This window comes from Clostridium sp. OM05-6BH (genome assembly GCF_003481635.1).
Taxonomy (GTDB): Bacteria; Bacillota; Clostridia; order Lachnospirales; family Lachnospiraceae; genus Butyribacter.
The window spans coordinates 54569-75268 of the sequence record NZ_QULH01000014.1 but is presented as its reverse complement, the minus strand read 5'-3'; the positions used below and the strand labels follow the sequence as shown (position 1 = coordinate 75268).

Here is a 20700-nt window from a genome sequence, read left to right as displayed (position 1 = left end):
ACACCACATTTCTGTGATGTGAGATTTCCTTAACTTAATGCCATTGACCTTTCGGCAATGGATCTTATATTACTGTCTCAAACTTCGCACATCAAAAATTACCATGTTGTCACTTATTGCTTATTATGTCGATAGTTTAATTATATTTTGCAACCACCATATTGTGGGTTCTGCCATCAAGAAACTATAGCAATTGCCTTGCCGCAATTAGTTTTCACAGTGATTTCTAGATTTTGTTGTCTCTGATTTATGATTTACATGCCTTACGGAAACTCGAAGTCCCGGAAGTAAGGTATTCATCATTTTTGAAAGGGACTTTGCGCTCGTCGTTACTTATGTCTCGTATTTCAGAGACATTAAGTAACGTGACGTAGCGCATCGTAGCGAAAGCGTCCCGTCCAAAAATTGATGATACCTTGCTAAACCGGGACATCTCAGACACTCCTTCAGGCATGTATTCATCAGAGACTTAACAAAATAAGAAATCACGCAAAAACTCTGCGTTCTGCGGCAATTGTCTTAGTTTCTTGATGGCAGAATAATTTACTTTATTGGCTGCAAAATAGCTATTATTTTACTTACATAATAAGCAATAAGTGACCAGATGGCAGCTTCGGATGTGCGAAGTTTGAATTACTGTTCTAATTGTCTTCCCAAAAAACCTGCTGCCACGCGAGCTAATTTGTGCTCCGTATCTCCCAAAGGCATCTCTTTGCTGCGTGTAAATATTACAACGGCCCCTATCGCATCTCCTTCTGATATGATTGGACAGATCACTTCCCATGCAAAGTTCTCAGGCTCATCACACACTTTTCGATACTCTTTGCCTGCTCCGGAGGCGACCACACTCTCTCTTCTGTCGATCATACGCTCCAAATCCCTGCTGACTGCTTTATCTAACAGCAATTTTTTCGTGCCTGATGATGCAGCTATGATATGCTCCCGGTCCGTCACCGCAACTTGATGTCCCGTTGTCTGCGCTAATGCATCTGCATACTGCTGTGCTAATATTCCCATATCTTCCATCATGGAATATTTCTTTAATATCACTTCGCCTTCTCTGTCTGTATAAATTTCTAACGGGTCTCCTTCACGGATACGCAAAGTACGACGAATTTCTTTCGGTATTACGACTCGTCCCAGATCGTCAATTTTTCTGATTATTCCTGTTGCTTTCACCAATGTTTCCTCCAATTCCATATTTTAGCAATAACAAATTGTCATTTTTGCTACATATTCACTTTGGAGTTAGTATGTGGAAATCCGGAAAAATTATACAACCGAGATCTCACCTGCTGATTACTGTACTTTTTTATCAAGTGGATACATATTGGTGCTTAAATATTTCATTCCGTTATCTGCCAAAATAACAACAATATTTTTGCCGGCATTTTCCGGTCTTTGGGCAACAATAGTTGCTGCGTGCAGTGCTGCACCGGCAGACTGTCCCAAAAACACACCATCTGTCTGTGCAATTTCGCGGCCAAGAGCATACGTATCTTCCCAGATCTCCGGTCCGGTTGTCGCATAATGAACTCCCGGATTGGCCTCATTGGCCAACTGGTTAATGAAATAATGATGCGTTGGCTGAGCATCGCAATATTTCTGAATCAGAAAATGCAGCCAACCCAATTCCGGTATTTCCAGAGGTGTTTTCTACGATCGTATCTCCCGGGTGAAGAATACCATCTTCCTCTGCCTTTTTGATCATGTTAAGAGCGGTGCGGTCCTTGATGGAACCCGATGGATTAAAATACTCCAATTTTCCCAGCAAATGTGCTTTGATATCGTGTTTTTCCTCAAACTTCTCAAACTCAAATAACGGTGTGCGTCCTACTAATTCTTCAATATTTTTTACAATCTTTGCCATAACTATTCTCGTTCCTTTCTTTTTTGCAATTTACGATACATACAGATCTTGATAAGGATCTTCTAGGTATCCCGGTAAATATGTCTTATCTTCTATGTACTGCGCCAACGCCAGCAACGATGCCGCGCAGCCGCCACTTCCGTGATACAGTCCCACATACGCCTCTGATCTGTCCGGTTCATGCCGGTTCCAAGACGTATACCAATTGCGCACTTTGTGCTGATAGGTCGATTCACCAATGATCGCCTCAGCCGCCTCATAGGCTGCATCCAGATATACCGAATTACCTGTCAGCTTATGTACATGCAGAAAATGTTCTAACATTCCCGCTGCACCACAGCAATAGCAATTCGTTCTCCAATAACCGTCCGAATGTTTCGTTGGCGCACCGGCTGCCAGCAGACCATTGGTCAACTTAATGACAAAATCTTTATACGATTCGTCTCCGGTAATCCGATACAGTTTGTAAAACAATCTTGAGGTGCCGATCGGTCCCTGACATACTCCCAGATAATACAGGTCTGTCAGATACGTATCGTTATATTTAACCAAAGCTGCCTCGCCATCTTCGGAGTAGTCTGCAATATTTTGAATATACTGTGCCGCTTTCTTTGCAATGTCTAAATATTCTTCCTGATGCGTCTGCTCATATACGCTTGCCAAAATATAACCACAGCCTGCAGCACCATATTCAAATCCCGGAAAATAGCCACCCGCTTTGCCAATTGTCGGAAAAGTCTCTGTATCCATTACGTACCAGCGGTATCCACCCTGCGGCGCATCTTCCTTGCGGTCTGCAATATATTTTGCCGCTTTTGCCGCAGCATCCAGATATTTATCACCGCCGAACGTATTATAAATGTCGAGCAGAAATAGGATCAAACCACCTTCGCCTAATATGCCGTAAAACCCATACCAAGTAAGTGCTCCCTGCTCGTCTTTTGCTGCCTCGATCGCATCATCGGCAACTGTCAGCGCAAACTGCTTATAACGTTCCTCTCCTGTAATTTTATAGAGTTCCTTTGCAACATAGGCACCTCCCGCCGGACCATTCAAATAACCGATATAGGCCCCCTGCAAAAATGGTACTTCCGTCGCAAAATCCTCCTTGCCACGATATTTACGGATCACATAACGGATACCCGCCTCCGCCTTGCGTAAGTATTTCTCTTGCTCTGTCGCGACATAATATTTCAAATATAATAATGCAATTCCTGCTGCGCCCGCATACAAACTCGCGTCATCTAAAAGTAAGGCATCCTTTTCCACTTGTTTGCCCGGCATGACATCCCAGCTCTCCACATCACCATCTACATGGCCATATTGTTCAATCCAATTGACCGATTCTGCTGCCGTCTGGAGAAGTCTCTGCCGATCTAACGGTGCAAATGCCTTGATCCAGTTTCTTTTACTCATAAGCGCTGCTCCTTTCTCCTACTATCTCTATAGGAATTATCTATATTCGAATCATACTACTCTTTTCGATCTTTGCATAATCTTAAAAAAATATAACGTGTTATAGTTTTTTTCTATAACACGTTATATTTACGCAACATTATTATATTTATGCGATACTGTTATACTTACGCGGTACTCGTTATACTTACGCAGCATTATTATATTTACGCAGCATTATTATACTTACGCAGTACTGTTATGCTTATGCGGCATTATTATACTTATGCGGTACTTGTTATACTTACTCGCCTTTATTATATTCACGCCAATACCTTATCCTTGTATTTGCTTAACTCTTCAAGGAATTTATTACCCATTTCACTCATAACTGACGCTTTGCGCGCGATATAGCCAATGGTCATTTTCTCGTCTGTCTCCAATTTAACTGCACAAAACGCAGAACCGTTCAGTTCCTCACAAATAATGCCGGAACATAATGTATAACCATTGATCCCAACCATCAGATTAAGCATGGTCGCTCTATCATTAGCACGCACCAACTGCTTGTAAGCATAGGTGCTCAGTACTTCTTCCGCATAATAAAACGAATTACTTTCTCCTTGTGCAAAGGCAAGACACGGATAATCATTCAGCTCTTCCATAGTGACGCTTGACTTGCCCGCAAGCGGATTGTTTTTACTCATGTAGGCATAAATCCCACATTCAAACAATGGTGTAAATACCAGCCCGGACTCCCGAAAAATCTTTTGCAACACTGCCTGATTATAAGCATTCAAATAGAGCACACCTATTTCACTGATCTGATTTTTGACGTTTTCAATGACTTCATGCGTCTTCGTCTCATGGATCTCAAACTCATACTCTTCCATGCCATACTGATCGATCACTGATACAAACGCATTCACCGCAAACGTGTAATGCTGCATAGAGACATGAAAAGTACGCTTGATATTTTTGTGCGATATATATTTAGCATCCAAAATGTCATATTGCTCGATCACTGACTTTGCATAGCCCAAAAACTCACGTCCCTTGACAGTAAGAGATATGCCGCTCTTTGTTCGCGCGAAAATTTCGAATCCAACTTCCTGTTCTAACGACTTCAAAGATGCAGTCAGGCTCGGCTGCGAAATGAACAGTTTTTTGGCAGCTTCATTGATCGAACTGTCTTTGGACAATTCCACAATATACTTTAATTGATTCAAGGTCATCGTTCTAGTTTCCTTTTTTATTATGTCCCATTTTTAGGACAATTTGCTCCTATACGGAAAGATCAAATTTCTGTCCAACAGACTGGGTGGCCTCTTCTTTCACCGTATTCCAGTCAACCTTCTGTAATTTATCTAATAGCTCCTCGTAGGATGATGCCTGGACTTTTGTCTTTTTCTTCACGGTCTCTTTCTGATCGGCAGCTTTTTCCTTTTGAGCGGCTTTCTTCTTCTCTTCTGCTTTGGCATCCTTTGCATCTTCTATGCGCTCTTTCTGCTTTGCTGTAGACTTCTCCAGTTCCGCAAAGTATGACACTGTACCATCATCATGAAAAGCAATGCCTACTTTCACAATGTCGTCATAAGATGCGCCGTTCTGACCATCTTCTGTCTCTTTGTTGGCAAGCTGTTCTTTAAGCTGCTTGAATTTCTCAAGTGCATCATTGATCATGTCGAGCCTTTCCTGCTTGTAGCTCTCATCGTTTGCCATCTTTTCCAGTTCATCGCCGGTAAACAACGCCGAAAAATCTTTAGTCCCTGCAGACATGATCGACTGTGCTTCCTCATCACTGCTAAAATCTGCCACAAAAAAATCCATATTGGTATATTTATCTTTCAGCTCGTCTAACAACGCTTTCGCTTTAGTCGAAAGATTATCATATGTATTCGTCTTATCTGCCGCTGTACTGCTGCTTTTTTTTGCAGGGGCTGCATTATTCTCTGCCTTTGCTGCTTTCTTATTCTGCATTGTCTTTGCCACATCATAATACTGTGCTGCTGCACCACTATTTGTCACTACCTGATTCATACATTACCTCCATTTACTGTATGTCACTCTGAGTCATCTGCGCCAACGTCTCACATCTTGCGCGACATCACAACGTCCAATCGCATTATGTAATATTTCGGCTATTTAATATATCGGATAAGATTTGCTATTTCCTTACGCAATTTTCATTTGTTCCGTCTAAACGTCAAAGACGACTGAAGAAGCGGAACAGATGCACCTAACAAAGAGCTATTTGATCCTGCGCAATGATCTTTCCATTCTGCCACAACATGATACAATCCTATAATTAAACGATATAATCATTGTGCGCGCTTCGCAACCTATGGTATGATGAAGTTGCTGTTTTTGCATAGATGCTTTTGTGAACATGAGTTTGTATACACAGCAAATAAACTATTATATGTGAATATGAGCATGTATACGCAGCAGATAAACTATTCTAAAGAAATGGAGAAGAAGTATGAAATTAGCAATTTTAATCCTTTACTTTGCAGTCCTGATCGGTATCGGGCTGTATTGCAGAAAACACACTACTGATGTCAATGGTTTTGTATTAGGTGGTCGCTCAGTTGGTCCCTGGCTGACTGCTTTTGCCTATGGAACCTCATATTTTTCTGCCGTTGTCTTTGTCGGCTATGCCGGACAATTTGGTTGGAAATATGGTATTGCAGCGACTTGGGCCGGTATTGGAAATGCACTGATCGGCTCGCTGTTAGCATGGGTTGTCCTAGGTCGACGCACCCGAATAATGACACAGCACTTAGACTCGGCAACAATGCCACAGTTTTTTGGAGAACGTTTTAACAGCCGCGCCCTAAAGATTGCTGCTTCCGTCATTATTTTTATTTTCCTGATCCCTTATACAGCATCTCTTTATAATGGATTATCACGTTTGTTTGGTATGGCTTTTGATATTGACTATTCCGTATGTATCATCATTATGGCTGTACTTACCGCAATTTATGTTATTGCAGGCGGATATATGGCAACGGCGATCAATGATTTCATTCAGGGTATCATAATGTTGGTCGGCATTGTTGCGGTCATCGCTGCGGTATTGATGAGCAAGGGCGGATTTATGGCTTCCTTGAATGGTCTGGCTCAGATAAGCGATCCGGAAGTTTCCAAAGCACCCGGCATTTTCGCCTCTTTCTTTGGTCCTGATCCACTTGGTCTTTTGTTTGTGGTTATTTTGACATCGCTCGGTACCTGGGGGCTGCCACAGATGGTACAAAAATTTTATGCCATCAAAGATGAGTCCTCGATCAAGACAGGCACTATTATTTCAACAATCTTTGCCATGATCGTCGCCGGTGGAAGTTATTTTCTCGGTGGATTTGGCCGTCTGTTCTCGGATCAGATCGACGTGGAGGCAAATGGCTTTGACTCTATTATCCCAACCATGTTATCCGGGCTGCCATCCGTGCTGATCGCCTTAGTCGTGATCTTAGTGTTGTCTGCTTCGATGTCAACATTATCTTCGCTCGTTATTGCGTCCAGCTCTACGTTGACGATTGATTTTATCAAAGATAATTTTGTGAAAAACATGAGTGAAAAGAAACAGGTATTACTGATCCGCGTTTTGATCGTGGTATTTATCGCAATATCTTCAGTCTTAGCTTTGATCCAGTATAAGAGCTCCGTAACATTCATTGCGCAGTTGATGGGCGTGTCTTGGGGTGCTCTTGCCGGTTCTTTCTTAGCACCATTTATGTACTCTCTGTACGTAAAATGGGTCACCAAAGCGTCCTGTTTTGTCTGCTTTATTTTTAGCTCCGTATTGATGATCGCTAATATTTTCTGCAGAGAATCTTTCCCTGTAATTATGCAGTCACCGATCAACTGTGGTGCTATCGCGATGTTGGCCGGACTTGTGATCGTGCCGGTTGTCAGTCTGTTTACTCCGAAACCGGATAAAGCAATGGTAGACAGTACGTTTGCTTGTTATGACAAGGAGAATACAGTATCCCAAAAAACTGCGTTAGGTAAATAATGGCAGTGGGATATTAATGGATGAATAATAAAGTTGACGGCTACGGGAAATGCTATACTGGCAACCAGATACTTATTGATTTACCATAAAATTAATGGTTATGGGAAATGCTATACTGGCAACTAGATACTTATTGATTTACCATAAAATTAATGGTTATGGAAAATGCTCTCAATAGCAGTTATTATATGACAGAAAGAAGGATTGTTATGATTATTGATTTTCATACACATATATTTCCAGAAAAAATCGCCAGTCGGGCTATTGCAAGTCTGGAACAAAAAGCAAAGATGCGTGCACACGTACGTGGTGTTGAGGCGTCACTCCGTGCATCCATGGATAAAAGCGGTGTTGATCTGTCTATTATTCTTCCTGTGGTTACAAATCCGCATCAATTCGAAACGGTGAATCGTGTCGCAGTGGAAACCAACGAACACACCAAGGAAACCGGACTGTTATCGTTCGGCGGCATTCATCCGGATAATGACAATTACCGGGAAATCATTCAATTTCTTGCAGGCCATGGCTGTAAGGGGATCAAGATCCATCCGGTGTATCAAGGTGTGGCGATTGATGATATCCGATTTTTGCGCATCATTGACTGTGCGGAAGAATACGGTTTGGTCACCATTACACATGCCGGATACGACATTGGTTTTCCGGGAGAAGAACAATCCCTTCCTGTACACATATGCAATATGCTAGACGAAATCAAACCGTCCCGCATGGTTCTGGCACATATGGGCGGCTGGGGATGTTGGGATCAGGTTATGGATCACATCATTGGACGAGATGTATATTTAGATACTGCTTTTTCAACGACTTCAGCACCCCGCGAGGGCGCGCCATTGTCCATGGATCTGTTCACGGTAATGATACAAAAACATGGCGCTGACCGCATTGTCATGGGCAGCGATAGTCCTTGGAGCGATCAGCTAGACTCTATCAATGCTATAAAAAATTGCAATATTCCAGAAGAAAGCATAACAAAAATTCTTGGAGATAATGCAAAGAAATTATTGCAGTTATAGCTGCTAGCTGCATTTTATAAAAACAATGTGAGAATATAAGTAATAGGGCATATCAACTGTGATATGCCCTTGCTTTTATGCGTGTTTGTATTTGGTAGTTTTCTAAACATTATAACGACGTATGCTATTTGTTTTATGCTTAGTTTCCTAAGCATTGTTACAGCGTATACTGGTTATTTTATGCTTGATTTTCCTGTGCTACCAGGCGATCCGCGCCATACATTTTACGTAGTTTTGGTTTCTCAATCTTCCCGGTTGCATTTCGCGGGATCTCACTAAAGATAATTTCCTTTGGTCGCTTATATCGCGGCAATTCCATACAGAATTCTTCGATTTCCTCCTCTGTGCAGCTCATACCATCCTTTACTTCAATGATCGCTGCAGTCTTCTCCCCTAATCGACGATCCGGAAGACCGATTACTGCTACATCCTTGATCTTATCATGTCTGCGCATGAAATCCTCAATCTGTACCGGATAAATATTCTCACCGCCACTAACGATAACATCTTTTTTACGGTCGACCAAGAAATAAAAACCATCCTCATCCTGCATTGCCATGTCTCCGGTATACAACCAGCCATCTTTTAAGGTTTCTGCAGTTGCTTTCTCATTGTGATAATAACAGGTCATGACACCCGGACCCTTTACACATAGTTCTCCGACTTCTCCCTGCTTCACTTCTACGCCCTGCTCATCAACAATTTTGCACTGCCATCGATATCCCGGCACACCGATTGCACCGACTTTATGTATATTTTCAACACCAAGATGCACACAACCCGGTCCTGTCGACTCGGACAAACCGTAATTGGTATCATATGCATGATTCGGAAAATATTCTTTCCAACGTTTGATCAAGGAAGGTGGCACCGGCTGAGCACCAATATGCATCAAGCGCCACTGCGATAACTCATAATCTTCCAGCTTCAGATCTCCACGATCCAGCGCATCCAAGATATCCTGAGCCCATGGTACTAACAGCCAGACAATCGTACACTTTTCGCTAGAAACGGCAGATAAGATCGTATCCGGCTTCGTTCCTTTTAATAGCACCGCCTTGCTGCCTGCAACCAAACTTCCCATCCAATGGAACTTGGCTCCGGTATGATATAATGGCGGAATACACAAAAATACGTCATCTCTGCCTGTACTATGATGTTTTTGTTCCATTTCAGCGGCCTGCGTCAAGCTCTGATGTTTGTGTAAGATCGCCTTTGGAAAACCTGTTGTTCCCGAAGAAAAGTAGATTGCTCCATAATCATCTTCTGTCAGCGGGATATCAGGTGTTTTACTGGAACAATCCGCAACAAGTTCATGATAACTCTCTGCAAAGTCCGGACAGCCGTCCCCAACATAGATCAATAGTCTTCCTTTACTCAGTTTTTCTGCATTTGCCTCGATCCGTCCGATAAACGCAGGCCCGAATACGATTATATCCACTTCGGCAAGCTCTGCACAATATAAGATCTCCTCTGCATCATAGCGAAAGTTAAACGGCACTGCTATTGCTCCTGATTTGAGCACTCCAAAATAAATAGGCAGCCATTCCAAGCAATTATACATCAGAATTGCTACTTTATCGCCCTTTTTTATTCCTCGACTAAGCAGCAGGTTTGCAAAACGGTTTGCCTTTTCGTTAAATACCCCCCAAGTAATTTCACGTCGATACGGTTCGAAACGAGATGGCTGGATCAATTCATACTCTTTCCAACTCGTTCTCCTTGTATCTTTTTCATCCGGATTCAATTCCACCAACGCAACTTCATTCGGATATAGTTTTGCATTTCTTTCCAAAAAATCTGTAACAGGCATCCTTTTTTCCTATCCTTTCTCCGTACTTTTTAAATATAGCATTCTCCTATCACTGAAAGAAAAAACCGGCACTATCACGTGCCGGTTTAGATTCCGTGGTAGTCGCCCGCAGCCATCCACTGCATCGGGTGACTTCTCTGCTATATTGTGTTAAATTTTCGAATATCCATAACTGTTTACGATAGCATCCAGTTTACGTTTCTCTTTGCAGTATGGGCATTCACTTGGCAGATAATTCTTGTAACTGCCAACATCATCTACATGGTAGATTGAATGAACCGGAATACCTTCAACCTCATCTACAGCTGTAAAGATCGCCGATACCCCCTGCACATTACCGCCATAATATCGAATTGCCTGTATGCTCTGCTCAACTGTCTGTCCGGTAGTCGCACTTGCTAACAGTAGTACGACATGCTTGTTGGTAAGCATAGCTTCAACATTATCGCGAAATATGATCTGTCCACTCGTATTGATCTCGGGAGTAACAATATTCACACATTCATGTGTATTCATGGACATGATCCCTGCGTCTGTAAGCTCTTCTGCCAAATATGCTCCTATAACTTCACAGCCATCCATGCACACGATGGTATCTACCGCTTTCGTATGTTTATATTCCCGCACAAATTCTTTCGCTACCAGCTGCGCTTCCGTGTGGCGACACTTTATCGGTGTGATATCAAGGTAATAGTTGATGTGTGAGTGATTGGTTGCAAAGTGACCAGGATATGCCTTCAACTCAATCTTTCGATTTGCTTTTGCCGGTATTTTAACCTGTCTGTCCAACATGCTCATAGTCCTAACCTCCTTTATGTAGTTAATATTCATATGAGTATTGCCAGACGAAATATCCTTTTTCCTCTGGCAATACCTTACGTTCTAATTATATGATTATTCCGGTAACTCTACCGTAACTTTCTCCAAGTGCCATAACTCTGTTGCATACTCTTCAATCGTACGGTCGGAAGAGAATTTACCACTCTTAGCTGTATTGAGAAGCGCAGACTTAGCCCATGCATCTTCATTTCTGTAAGCTGCCTCTACACGCTGCTGTGCCTCCGCATAGGAACGGAAATCCTTCAAAATAAAGTACATATCCGGACGTCCGCCGTTGCCATCGAGCAAAGAATTGTAAATATCACGGAACTCTTCCGGATTACCCGGTGCATACGTACCATCAACTAACTGTGTCAGCACGGCACGGATGTCTGAATCCATGTTGTAGATTTCTCTTGGATTGTACTCATTGTTGTGCTCATATGCAATAACCTCGTCTGAGGACAGACCAAAGATAAATGCATTTTCCTCTCCAACTTCCTCGACAATCTCTACGTTCGCTCCATCCATAGTTCCCAGTGTCAATGCACCATTTAACATAAACTTCATATTACCGGTACCTGATGCCTCTTTACTGGCAGTGGAAATCTGCTCAGATACATCTGCAGCTGCGAAAATGATCTCTGCATTCGATACACGATAATTTTCGATAAATACCACTTTGATCTTATCATGAATACTCTTATCATTATTTACCACATCCGCAACACTATTGATCAATTTAATGATCTGTTTTGCGACATGATAACCTGCAGACGCCTTAGCACCAAAGATAAATGTACGTGGGTAGAAATCCTTATCCGGATTTTTCTTTAACTCATTGTACAGATACATTACATGCAAAATATTTAATAACTGTCTCTTATACTCATGCAGTCTCTTAACCTGTACATCAAAAATCGAACGTGGATTAACCTCAACTCCATTATGTTTCTTGATATACTCTGCAAGACGTACCTTATTCTGATACTTAATGTTCATGAATTCCTTACGGCTTAATTCATCCTCTGCATATACGGCAAGATTATTAATATGAGACAGATCTGTGATCCACTCATCACCGATCTTCTTCGTAACCCAATCAGCCAGCAACGGATTTCCATGAAGAAGGAAACGACGCTGTGTAATTCCATTGGTCTTATTGTTAAATTTCTCAGGCATCATAAGATAGAAGTCTTTTAATTCCTGATTTTTTAAGATTTCTGTATGTAATCTGGCAACACCATTAACAGAGAAACTTCCTACAATTGCCAAGTGTGCCATCTTAACCTGTCCATCATAAATGATAGCCATGCGTTCTACTTTACCGTAGTCTCCCGGATATGCAGACTGGATTTCTAAAATAAAACGACGGTTGATCTCTTCAACGATCTGATAAATTCTAGGGAGAAGACGTGAGAACAGCTCTAACGGCCATTTTTCAAGTGCTTCTGACATAATTGTATGGTTTGTATATGCGCAGGTCTTCTTAGTGATTGCCCATGCCTCATCCCATTCCAAACTATACTGGTCCATCAATATGCGCATCAACTCTGCTACCGCAACAGTCGGATGTGTGTCGTTCAATTGGAAACATACTTTTTCATGAATCTTACGAATGTCATCATGGTTTTCCATATATTTTGCAACTGCAAGCTGTACACTTGCGGATACAAAGAAATACTGCTGCTTTAAGCGAAGCTCTTTACCTGCCATATGATTGTCATTTGGATAAAGCACCTCACAAATCGTACGTGCAAGATTCTCCTGCTCAACAGCTTTCTGATAATCTCCTTTGTCAAAAGAACTCAAGTTGAATGTATCAATTGCCTCTGCATCCCATATGCGCAGCGTATTAACCACATTATTCTGATAACCAACGATTGGCATATCATATGGTACGGCACGAACACTCTGATAATTTTCCTGAACAAACTTGTCCTTACCATTCTCATCTTTGCGGATCGCTACATATCCACCAAACTTAACTTCTACCGCATATTCCGGACGTTTGATCTCAAATGGGTTGCCATCTTTCAACCAATCATCCGGCTTCTCAACCTGATAGCCATTCTCAATCGCCTGCTTGAACATTCCATATTTGTAACGAATTCCACAACCGTATGCAGAATATCCTAATGTTGATAATGAATCTAAGAAACAAGCGGCTAAACGTCCCAAACCACCATTACCAAGTGCTGCATCCGGTTCCTGATCCTCGATAACATCCAAATCTAATCCCAGCTCTTCTACAGCTTCCTTAATTTCTTTATTTCCCTTCAGATTAATGATCATATTGCCAAGAGCACGTCCCATCAAAAATTCCATAGACAAATAGTATACAGTCTTGACATCCTTCTCTTCGTATGTCTTGTGCGTTGCCATCCACTGGTCAACAATAAAATCTTTTACCGCATATGAAACTGCCTGAAACAACTGTTGCTGGTCAGCTTCCTTGATTGTCTTACGAAATAAAACCTTTACGTAATCCTCAATTTCTTTTTTGAATTCTTCTTTGTTGATTTCCTTCATTCTCCTAGGCCCTCCTAAAATTGCCGACGCCAAAAGAACTCCCGTCCTCCCGACACATCATGCTCCGCACGCTTATTATATACTATTGTAGTGCAAAAATCAAATTGAATATATATTCTGACCCCCGCATAAAATATCAATAACAACGAGTAGGAGCAATTGTTTATGCGACACTTCTATCGTATGATGACTGTGATCATTTTAACCTGTATTATGCTTTGCGGATGTTCTAAGGAGAACCCTCCCGACAAGATTGCAGATGCAGACTTCACGGTAATAACGGGTTCCGACATTCCAGAAGAGCTGCAAAGCCTTATCAACGAGCGCAAAAAGAATCCGTTTTCACTTACTTTCACCGATCAATCTTACCTTTATGTTGTCAGAGGCTATGGCAAGCAGTCTTGTGGCGGCTATAAGATCACGGTAAATGATTTTTGCAAGCGAGAGGATGGACTGTATTTTGATACCGAATTATTCGGTCCCAAAAGCGACAATCCTGATGAGCGCAGTTCCTATCCTTATATTGTTATCAAAACAGAATATGTCGACCTGCCGGTCAGTTTTTCAAAATAGTTAACATCGTCAACAGATGTCGTATGTTATATCTGCAAACGAAATGAGATCTCCGGGATTACATGTTGTTCTGACATGTGGCATAAGTTGCTCTCCGTTTAAGAAGGTTCCGTTTGCAGAGTCACAGTCTTCAATCTGTATTTGATCGTCATCAATATACAAGACTGCATGTTCTCTGCTAATATAATCTATCGGAATGCAAACATCCTCTGTCTGTAGACGTCCTATGTGCACCTCCGATTTTAACAGCGATATAACAGCAGGCACACATATACTCTGCAGGGTCTGTTGTGGTAAAGCCCGCTTTCCGTGAAGGGATAGCTGCAATTTACTATCAGCTTTCGGCTGCAAGGTTCGAGACACATCTTTTGGCTGTTTCGTCTGTTCCTGCGATACGCTCTGCTGTCGTATTATATGCTCTGCCAATTCTGCCATGGTGCATCTCCGTTCACAAACCATATCATACAAGCCATAAAAAGAGGCTGTGGCAGTTCTGTTTGAGTGCAATATCCGTTTCATTAAAAATTCCATGACGGCTCGCACTCCCTCTGCGATCTCCACATCATGATCCGGATGGTAACAGAGCCATATTCTGCTGTTGTCCCGACTTAAAAATACCATTTGTTCATTTAATACAAACTGTTCTGCCGATAAAAAATACTGCTCTGCCCCCTGTACTGTCTGCAGCAATGAAAGCAGGATCTTCAACGCCTTGTCCACAGATAAGCCGGCTTCTGCATACACCGATTCCAGCGTTTGCATTTTATTTACTTCATAGTAGACATGCAGCCTTTCATCAATGTACTGCTGGCTTATGGGCAGAACACCCCGAATCTGGTTGTACTGCATCATCTTGAATCCGATATCTCCTGACCATCGCAGTGCAGTTTCTTCGTCTGCTGCAATGGTAACATACTTTCCGGTACCCTGTTCAATCTCTATCATCAGATTCTCCTTTCCGGCGAAATCGTACTATGTCCGATGGCTGCTGTTCATCCCATTCCAAACAATACACGGAATTTTGGCTATCAGCAAAAAAGATTGCTGTAAGATCATTCTGCCATACAGATTCCAGCTTTGCCTGCCCTCGCCACACCGTCCTTTTGTGGGAAATTGCTGTTTCCGTCACATTCCCCATCCAGAGATTTTGCTGCAAAGTGCGCTTCCACTCCTCGTTAGTTGGCAATTCCTCTCCAGTATCACTGTATTGTATCAATCCGTTCTGTATATTTGCCTGCAGAACACACTGATCATGCACCCAAAATAATGCGTATAATAATACAAATACGACACCTAATACTATCGGGATGACAAATGCTGCTTCAACTGTATAACTTCCTTTCCACCTCATTGCAACACCTCTGCAAACAACACCACTCCTACCCCTACCAGCAAATAGGGTGCCAATGGGATCTCTAGATCTTTATCAACCCGGCAAACCATATACAAAATGCAGGCTGTAATAAAAACCATACTAAATGTCACCAACAGAACAAGCATATTCTGCCGCATCCCAAGTGCCAACTGTATCATGCCGATCATAATCGCATCACCTGTGCCAATTTTGTCTCTGCTTGCAATGCATAGCAGTTCAAGGAACGTACATAATACTGCTGCTCCCACAATTCGAATCGGCGTAAGGCATCCCATAACGCCCAATGCCACAGCGATATACAGTGTCGTGATCGCCACGACAATGGCAGGTATCCTTCGATAACGCAGATCATATACGCTGCATACGCCTAATGTCATTAACAAACTACTGTTTACAAATACCATCTACTCCCTCCCACATTTACTGCACGCGGGCAAATCCCCCACCTGCGATTTCTTTAATTTACGGATAGAACGACGCAGTCCCGCACAATCTTTCTCCTTATGATATCTATCACCATACGGCGTAATATACCATTGCATCTGTGCTGTTAGCTGCTGCCCATCCGCACACAATTCACATGCTTTGTACTTGCCGCCCGAACGATTACGTTCCTTTTCCACTAGTTTTCCTGTTACCTGACGGATCCCAAGCTTTAGATATGTACAATCCAATCTAAGATGGTACACTGTCCCATTTCGGGCAAGATAGACGCAGCTATCCGCTGCTCGGTCTGTACTGATCATAGAATGTCCACTATAATTGTGAAGCGGCATTCTTTGATACAGCGTTATTTGAAACCACTCACCGATCATCGGCACACTTTTTCGCCATATACACTCACAAGTTCCGCTGTCCCCCGATATTTTCCAGTTTACCAGCCATTTATCGCCCCTATCCGTTTGAAGTATTGGTGTTCTAATGCCCAAACTTTCATATCGCTCTGCCACCGTTACCAATTGTTCCTGAATCTGCCTCTGCTCCTGCAAAATCTGAAACAGATACAAAAAGCTGCAAAACACTAAGAAAAAAATAGGAACAATAAATGTTGCTTCAACCGTCAATGCCCCACGGCACATGGTCAATCTGCTGTAATAATCCATGTTAGGATCTTGTTTGTTCTGATGCACCCAAATTACCACCTGCCTTTCCCAACAGATTTGCAAAAAGTCGAGCAGGACATCCTCTGACATTAGGTTATGCAAAAGAGAGTCTGACCTATGATAAAGATTTTAATTCTTAGATTGTAAGCGCAGAAATGCCAGAGAACATCCTGCTCGACTTTTTACTGTAACAAACAGCACTTCTATTAATATTGATACATCACCTCTAACTGTCGCTGTTCCTGCACAACGCCCAATTGGGACATACTCCAGAACAAAGACTGCCGATATACCACTTTCACTTTTGCCAGATCAATACATTGATCTATACAAAAAGTCTGGTTGTATCGCTCGCGAAGATCCGTCTCGATCAATGATATTGCTCGTTCCCGCATACTTTTCTCCACAGTCAAAGCCATAAGCATCCCTAAATACTGCATATATGACATCGCCTTTCCCGTTATGACACCACCGCCTTTCTTGTATATTTCTGCTTTTTTTCGCAAAAAGCTCTTTGAAACCATACATATTTCCGAATAACGCATTTGAAAAGATGCGTGCTGTTTGAATAATGGCACCTTATAACCACATAATAATGCAGTTATATCAATCAAGCTCTCCTCGACTGCCAAGATCAATAAAATAGTCTGGTTGATTGCTTGTATGACCGGCGGAAGACCTGTTGCTCCCGCAATTACAGTCGCAGTGGCAAGACTTTCTGCTTTCAACTGCTCATCCGTATTCACGTACGCATAATTAATCATTGTACGTAAAAGTAACATGCGATTTACAATGCCAAGCATACAGTCCTTTTCGTTTTCTTTCCCTTCGATCAGATATTCTAACCCGCATCTGGTCGACCGATTGCGATCCGTTGTATAGCAAGAAAACACACAAAAAGCATAACGCATAAGTAATAGTTTTTGTCCTGTTGGTGTTAAATTGCCCTGCAGATCAAAACTTTCTTTTGTACTCAAAAGTTCTTTTAACAGACCCGCCGCTTGTCCGATACTCTTGGCTTGCTGATCCTCTCCCGACAACTTCTCCGTGTCACACACCAACTGCAAGATGCCGTCTCTCATCAACTCGCAAAAACTTTCCAACGGATTACCATTTGCATGATCCTGCGTTGCCATACCGCCATCCCCATCCATGACATTCCCAGAGGATCCCGCCTTTCTAACCGATCGCTTATTTGCTTCCGCAAACTGTCCATCTTCCCCATCAAACCTCCTATTTTCCCCGGCAAACTGACTGTCTGCCTTATCAGACTGTTTCTTTCTTTTAGGCGATGTTTTTTCCGGATCATCCATCTCCCCTTTCTCATACTTTTCGGTCTGCTCCAATGATTTTGACCACGCCGTGGTACCCTCTCGAAAAAGATCACGCAAACTATCTACTCCCACCTTTGAGTTTGTGGAATCGCCCTTTGTAAATAACCGATCCAAAACATCTTCTACCGTTTCACTTGCTAAATACAACTTAATCTGACGATACAACTCCTCGCGGTCTGCCACACTCTTTATGTCCGCAATTGTGCAGGAAATGTCATGGATACGATATAAGTCAATATTTGCGGAAGACGCTGCCTTATCCTGCTGTCCCAAAGCTATCTGCAACTGCCTTTCGATATTTCGCGACAATTCATCCTGATTCTTCTGACTATATCCTCCATAACCAAACAACCCATAATCTTCATACAATTCTCGATTGTATTCTCCAAACACTGCATATAAAGCTCCTTTGGCCGAAAGTCTGGCATAACTTTCCCCTGTCAAAAAACGTACGTTCTCAATTGTGACTAGAACTAATGACAAGATCATCCCAAACAGCAGCGTCATAAATACGGTAATTGCACCTTTCACAAAACACATCCCTCCTCTCACTTCCGGTTCCCTGCAAAATACATCCACCTTCACCCTTTCCGGATTTCTTCAGAAAACTTCCTCTCACTTCCACACCTCAAACTCATGCTCTACTTCTTTTTGATCGATATCCCTGTATTGATCTTACTTGCACCGGAATTAATCTGTTGAAATGCATTTGTCACAATCGCCGTAATCTGCTCTCTGAAAATAACAACCAGCATGATCAACACAACCAAAATCAATATGATCTCTACAACTCCGATTCCCGATTCGTCTTTCCAAAATTGTTTCCATCTGTTCTTCATATTCTTTCCTTTCTGCTACATGGAGCGAAATGCTGCATATAAAATCATCACAAACACAATCAGCAGCATTAACATCATAGGAAACAGCATTTTTGTTCCTGCCTTTTCTCCTGCCTCCTTAGCCTGTTCCTTGCGTTTTTGAAACGCATCCTGTGCTTCCTGTTCCAAAAGGCGCAACATATCTGCTGAACCTTTCCGAAGATTTTGTGTCAAAAGTGCACTGAATTTCATATAGCAAAGAATGCCTGTCCGCTTTGCAAATAATTCATAGGCACGTTCTTCACCCATTCCATTCTGCATCTCACGTTCTGTCACACTCATCTCCTCATACAAATAACGTTTTGCTTGCTTTCTATCCAGACCCGATTGATAATCGTCTGTCATTTTGATCCATGCGCTCTTGATCGTCATGCCGGCCCCCACTAACAGAACAAACTGTTCCACCATTTCCGGGTAATCCTTACATAGTTCCTCATCCCGTTTACGGACATTTTGCTGCATCTGACTATTGTAAAGCAGCATTCCTGCAATCGCTGCCAAGATCATCCCCACCACGCATGGCACCAAATAAGAATCTGTTTTATCGCGATAAGTAATCTCTCGTCCCTCCACCCTTGTCGGAAGAAAGATTCTTTTATCGCTTGCAGTATCCTCAAGCCGCTTATTAAATGCAGCCTCCCATTTTTGAAGCCACTGTTCAAACTTTGTCCGTTGTGGCGGCTGTATGGTTAATTCTAAAACGACACTCTCCTGCGTATCTTCACAAGACAACTCTGCAGTGATTTCTGTTTTATACGGCTTAATAATCTCAGCCCATACAATCTCGCCATTATCTGTAATCAATCCCTCCTTATCTAACTGCCATGCTACTTGCACCATTGTATCCGGAACTGTTTCTATCAGATTTAATGAAGATGTGATATTATCCGCCGAATTATTTTCACCAAGATATAACTTTTGCACCTTTTCTCTCGCGATCGCAAATTGCTCCTTGATCTCATGCTTTGTCAATTTACGTGCAGGAAGTTTAACCGTATAATCCTGCTTACCATCCTCTGTCTCAATCTGCATTTCAATGGTCTTATCCCTGCCACCAGCCTCAGAACGCTCCATCATATTTCCATGCCAAATCTCATGCTTTTTTGATGAAGATATAACAAACAATGCACATAACACTCCTGCGAACACCATTCCGGTCAATGCATACCTGGCACTCTTTCGAAGAAATATTACAAACAATTCCTCCGTTCCTTTACCAACATACAACTTAGATAACGATGTCAACTGTTTCTCGCAAAACCTTGAACGCAGCCACGATATGATAACTGAAAATGAATGTTCCAATTTGTTTGATCTTCCCTGATAATTCATATCTCAATACGACTGATGCGATCGATCCAATATGCTGCTGCCAGATAAACAAGTAAAAGAACTGCCATAACAGGGCGTCCTTCCCAACGATATAACGGATCTAAAAATCCCGGAGAGAACACCCAGAAATACAATATAATGGCTAACGGCATCAGTTTCATAATCTGTGCCTCCATTTGTTTTCCCGCGATCATCACCAATATTTCCCGTTTGACCTCCATTTTTTCACTAATCCTATCTGCAGTCATTCTTGTAATCGCTATCAAATCTCCTCCTGTTCTCTTTGCAATATGTAAGACTTGCGCAAAACGCATAACGTCCTCCACTTGCGTCAATTGCCCAAACCGATAAAAAACCTCTTCTATCGGTTGATTTAACTGCAATTCATATGACATCCTCTGCATCTGTGGCACCAAAACGGAATGTTCCCCGTAAAGCAATACCAGATCTTTTTGTGATTCTTCCAAAGCATTTTCCATAGAATAACCGGCCTGTAATGCGGCTGCGATTCCCTGTAATCCTTCACGAAACTCGATACTGATCTGGTTTTGCCAGCGTCTTTTGGCTCGTTTCTTCTCTGTGATCACGCCATAGATCGCAGTCGCCAAACTCACAAGTACACACAACCAT

General features: G+C 42.2%; 20 protein-coding genes. 3 read left to right on the top strand and 17 right to left on the bottom strand.

Annotated features, from left to right (window positions below; all coding sequences use genetic code 11):
• Positions 1-633 precede the first annotated feature (633 nt).
• The 6 genes from DXB73_RS11185 to DXB73_RS11165 all read right to left on the bottom strand — a co-directional run bounded on the left by DXB73_RS11185 (position 634) and on the right by DXB73_RS11165 (position 5305).
• The gene (locus DXB73_RS11185) at positions 634-1179 is read right to left on the bottom strand and encodes a stage V sporulation T C-terminal domain-containing protein (protein ID WP_118691171.1); all 546 of its coding nucleotides are present in this window, start codon (positions 1177-1179) and stop codon (positions 634-636) included.
• Positions 1180-1299: 120 nt separating this feature from the next.
• The gene (locus tag DXB73_RS15190) at positions 1300-1632 is read right to left on the bottom strand and encodes a hypothetical protein (RefSeq protein ID WP_207665559.1); all 333 of its coding nucleotides are present in this window, start codon (positions 1630-1632) and stop codon (positions 1300-1302) included.
• Entirely contained in the window at positions 1565-1870 is a 306-nt protein-coding gene (locus tag DXB73_RS15185) for a pyridoxal-phosphate dependent enzyme (RefSeq protein WP_207665558.1), read from the bottom strand. Before DXB73_RS15185 ends, DXB73_RS15190 begins: the two co-directional genes overlap by 68 nt.
• Before the next feature lie 30 nt (positions 1871-1900).
• Entirely contained in the window at positions 1901-3286 is a 1386-nt protein-coding gene (locus DXB73_RS11175) for a lanthionine synthetase LanC family protein (protein ID WP_118691170.1), read from the bottom strand.
• 302 nt (positions 3287-3588) lie between these two features.
• On the bottom strand, positions 3589-4500 hold the full coding sequence (locus DXB73_RS11170) for a LysR family transcriptional regulator (RefSeq protein ID WP_118691169.1): 912 nt from the start codon (positions 4498-4500) through the stop codon (positions 3589-3591).
• Positions 4501-4549: 49 nt separating this feature from the next.
• Complete coding sequence (locus tag DXB73_RS11165) at positions 4550-5305, bottom strand: DUF6033 family protein (RefSeq protein ID WP_118691168.1); 756 nt, start codon at positions 5303-5305, stop codon at positions 4550-4552.
• Between the two features lie 442 nt (positions 5306-5747).
• Here DXB73_RS11165 and DXB73_RS11160 point away from each other — a divergent pair, with 442 nt between their 5' ends.
• Together DXB73_RS11160 and DXB73_RS11155 are read left to right on the top strand one after the other, a co-directional pair.
• Positions 5748-7280 carry a sodium:solute symporter gene (locus tag DXB73_RS11160; RefSeq protein WP_118691167.1) on the top strand — a complete coding sequence of 511 codons (1533 nt, stop codon included), beginning with the start codon at positions 5748-5750 and terminating at the stop codon, positions 7278-7280.
• 209 nt (positions 7281-7489) lie between these two features.
• The gene (locus DXB73_RS11155) at positions 7490-8311 is read left to right on the top strand and encodes an amidohydrolase family protein (protein WP_182448314.1); all 822 of its coding nucleotides are present in this window, start codon (positions 7490-7492) and stop codon (positions 8309-8311) included.
• A gap of 178 nt (positions 8312-8489) precedes the next feature.
• On the opposite strand, the gene DXB73_RS11150 is transcribed toward DXB73_RS11155, so the two are convergent.
• The 3 genes from DXB73_RS11150 to DXB73_RS11140 all read right to left on the bottom strand — a co-directional run bounded on the left by DXB73_RS11150 (position 8490) and on the right by DXB73_RS11140 (position 13475).
• On the bottom strand, positions 8490-10124 hold the full coding sequence (locus DXB73_RS11150) for a class I adenylate-forming enzyme family protein (RefSeq protein WP_022025108.1): 1635 nt from the start codon (positions 10122-10124) through the stop codon (positions 8490-8492).
• Positions 10125-10274: 150 nt separating this feature from the next.
• Positions 10275-10922 (bottom strand): hypothetical protein, encoded by a 648-nt coding sequence (locus DXB73_RS11145; RefSeq protein WP_022025107.1) that lies wholly within the window; start codon positions 10920-10922, stop codon positions 10275-10277.
• Positions 10923-11018: 96 nt separating this feature from the next.
• A complete protein-coding gene (locus DXB73_RS11140) occupies positions 11019-13475 on the bottom strand; it encodes a glycogen/starch/alpha-glucan phosphorylase (RefSeq protein WP_022025106.1) in 2457 nt (818 codons plus the stop codon).
• Positions 13476-13640: 165 nt separating this feature from the next.
• Between DXB73_RS11140 and DXB73_RS11135 the strand changes: the two genes are divergently transcribed.
• A complete protein-coding gene (locus DXB73_RS11135; RefSeq protein ID WP_022025105.1) occupies positions 13641-14048 on the top strand; it encodes a protease complex subunit PrcB family protein in 408 nt (135 codons plus the stop codon).
• Between the two features lie 9 nt (positions 14049-14057).
• On the opposite strand, the gene DXB73_RS11130 is transcribed toward DXB73_RS11135, so the two are convergent.
• The 8 genes from DXB73_RS11130 to DXB73_RS11095 form a co-directional block, all read right to left on the bottom strand.
• Positions 14058-14993, bottom strand: coding sequence for a DUF6382 domain-containing protein (locus DXB73_RS11130; protein ID WP_118506944.1), 936 nt, complete (start codon positions 14991-14993; stop codon positions 14058-14060).
• A complete protein-coding gene (locus DXB73_RS11125) occupies positions 14980-15399 on the bottom strand; it encodes a TadE family protein (protein ID WP_022025103.1) in 420 nt (139 codons plus the stop codon). Before DXB73_RS11125 ends, DXB73_RS11130 begins: the two co-directional genes overlap by 14 nt.
• Positions 15396-15827: a prepilin peptidase gene (locus DXB73_RS11120; RefSeq protein ID WP_118506945.1), complete on the bottom strand. Its 432-nt coding sequence runs from the start codon at positions 15825-15827 to the stop codon at positions 15396-15398. The genes DXB73_RS11125 and DXB73_RS11120 overlap by 4 nt, the downstream gene beginning before the upstream one ends.
• Complete coding sequence (locus DXB73_RS11115; protein ID WP_022025101.1) at positions 15828-16553, bottom strand: hypothetical protein; 726 nt, start codon at positions 16551-16553, stop codon at positions 15828-15830. It lies immediately after the preceding gene.
• 179 nt (positions 16554-16732) lie between these two features.
• Positions 16733-18391, bottom strand: a complete 1659-nt coding sequence (locus DXB73_RS11110; protein WP_147354480.1) for a DUF5702 domain-containing protein — start codon at positions 18389-18391, stop codon at positions 16733-16735.
• 110 nt (positions 18392-18501) lie between these two features.
• Positions 18502-18699, bottom strand: a complete 198-nt coding sequence (locus tag DXB73_RS11105) for a Flp1 family type IVb pilin (protein ID WP_022025099.1) — start codon at positions 18697-18699, stop codon at positions 18502-18504.
• A gap of 15 nt (positions 18700-18714) precedes the next feature.
• The gene (locus tag DXB73_RS11100; RefSeq protein WP_182448313.1) at positions 18715-20043 is read right to left on the bottom strand and encodes a type II secretion system F family protein; all 1329 of its coding nucleotides are present in this window, start codon (positions 20041-20043) and stop codon (positions 18715-18717) included.
• A gap of 23 nt (positions 20044-20066) precedes the next feature.
• Positions 20067-20684, bottom strand: a complete 618-nt coding sequence (locus tag DXB73_RS11095) for a type II secretion system F family protein (RefSeq protein WP_147352607.1) — start codon at positions 20682-20684, stop codon at positions 20067-20069.
• Between the last annotated feature and the right edge of the window lie 16 nt (positions 20685-20700).

Bases quoted from the DNA above. Each gene is read 5' to 3' on its own strand.
- DXB73_RS15185 (WP_207665558.1), bottom strand. From the start codon at position 1,870: ATGGCAAAGATTGTAAAAAATATTGAAGAATTAGTAGGACGCACACCG.
- DXB73_RS11175 (WP_118691170.1), bottom strand. From the start codon at position 3,286: ATGAGTAAAAGAAACTGGATCAAGGCATTTGCACCGTTAGATCGGCAG.
- DXB73_RS11170 (WP_118691169.1), bottom strand. From the start codon at position 4,500: ATGACCTTGAATCAATTAAAGTATATTGTGGAATTGTCCAAAGACAGT.
- DXB73_RS11165 (WP_118691168.1), bottom strand. From the start codon at position 5,305: ATGAATCAGGTAGTGACAAATAGTGGTGCAGCAGCACAGTATTATGAT.
- DXB73_RS11160 (WP_118691167.1), top strand. From the start codon at position 5,748: ATGAAATTAGCAATTTTAATCCTTTACTTTGCAGTCCTGATCGGTATC.
- DXB73_RS11155 (WP_182448314.1), top strand. From the start codon at position 7,490: ATGATTATTGATTTTCATACACATATATTTCCAGAAAAAATCGCCAGT.
- DXB73_RS11150 (WP_022025108.1), bottom strand. From the start codon at position 10,124: ATGCCTGTTACAGATTTTTTGGAAAGAAATGCAAAACTATATCCGAAT.
- DXB73_RS11145 (WP_022025107.1), bottom strand. From the start codon at position 10,922: ATGAGCATGTTGGACAGACAGGTTAAAATACCGGCAAAAGCAAATCGA.
- DXB73_RS11140 (WP_022025106.1), bottom strand. From the start codon at position 13,475: ATGAAGGAAATCAACAAAGAAGAATTCAAAAAAGAAATTGAGGATTAC.
- DXB73_RS11135 (WP_022025105.1), top strand. From the start codon at position 13,641: ATGCGACACTTCTATCGTATGATGACTGTGATCATTTTAACCTGTATT.
- DXB73_RS11130 (WP_118506944.1), bottom strand. From the start codon at position 14,993: ATGATAGAGATTGAACAGGGTACCGGAAAGTATGTTACCATTGCAGCA.
- DXB73_RS11125 (WP_022025103.1), bottom strand. From the start codon at position 15,399: ATGAGGTGGAAAGGAAGTTATACAGTTGAAGCAGCATTTGTCATCCCG.
- DXB73_RS11120 (WP_118506945.1), bottom strand. From the start codon at position 15,827: ATGGTATTTGTAAACAGTAGTTTGTTAATGACATTAGGCGTATGCAGC.
- DXB73_RS11105 (WP_022025099.1), bottom strand. From the start codon at position 18,699: ATGAAGAACAGATGGAAACAATTTTGGAAAGACGAATCGGGAATCGGA.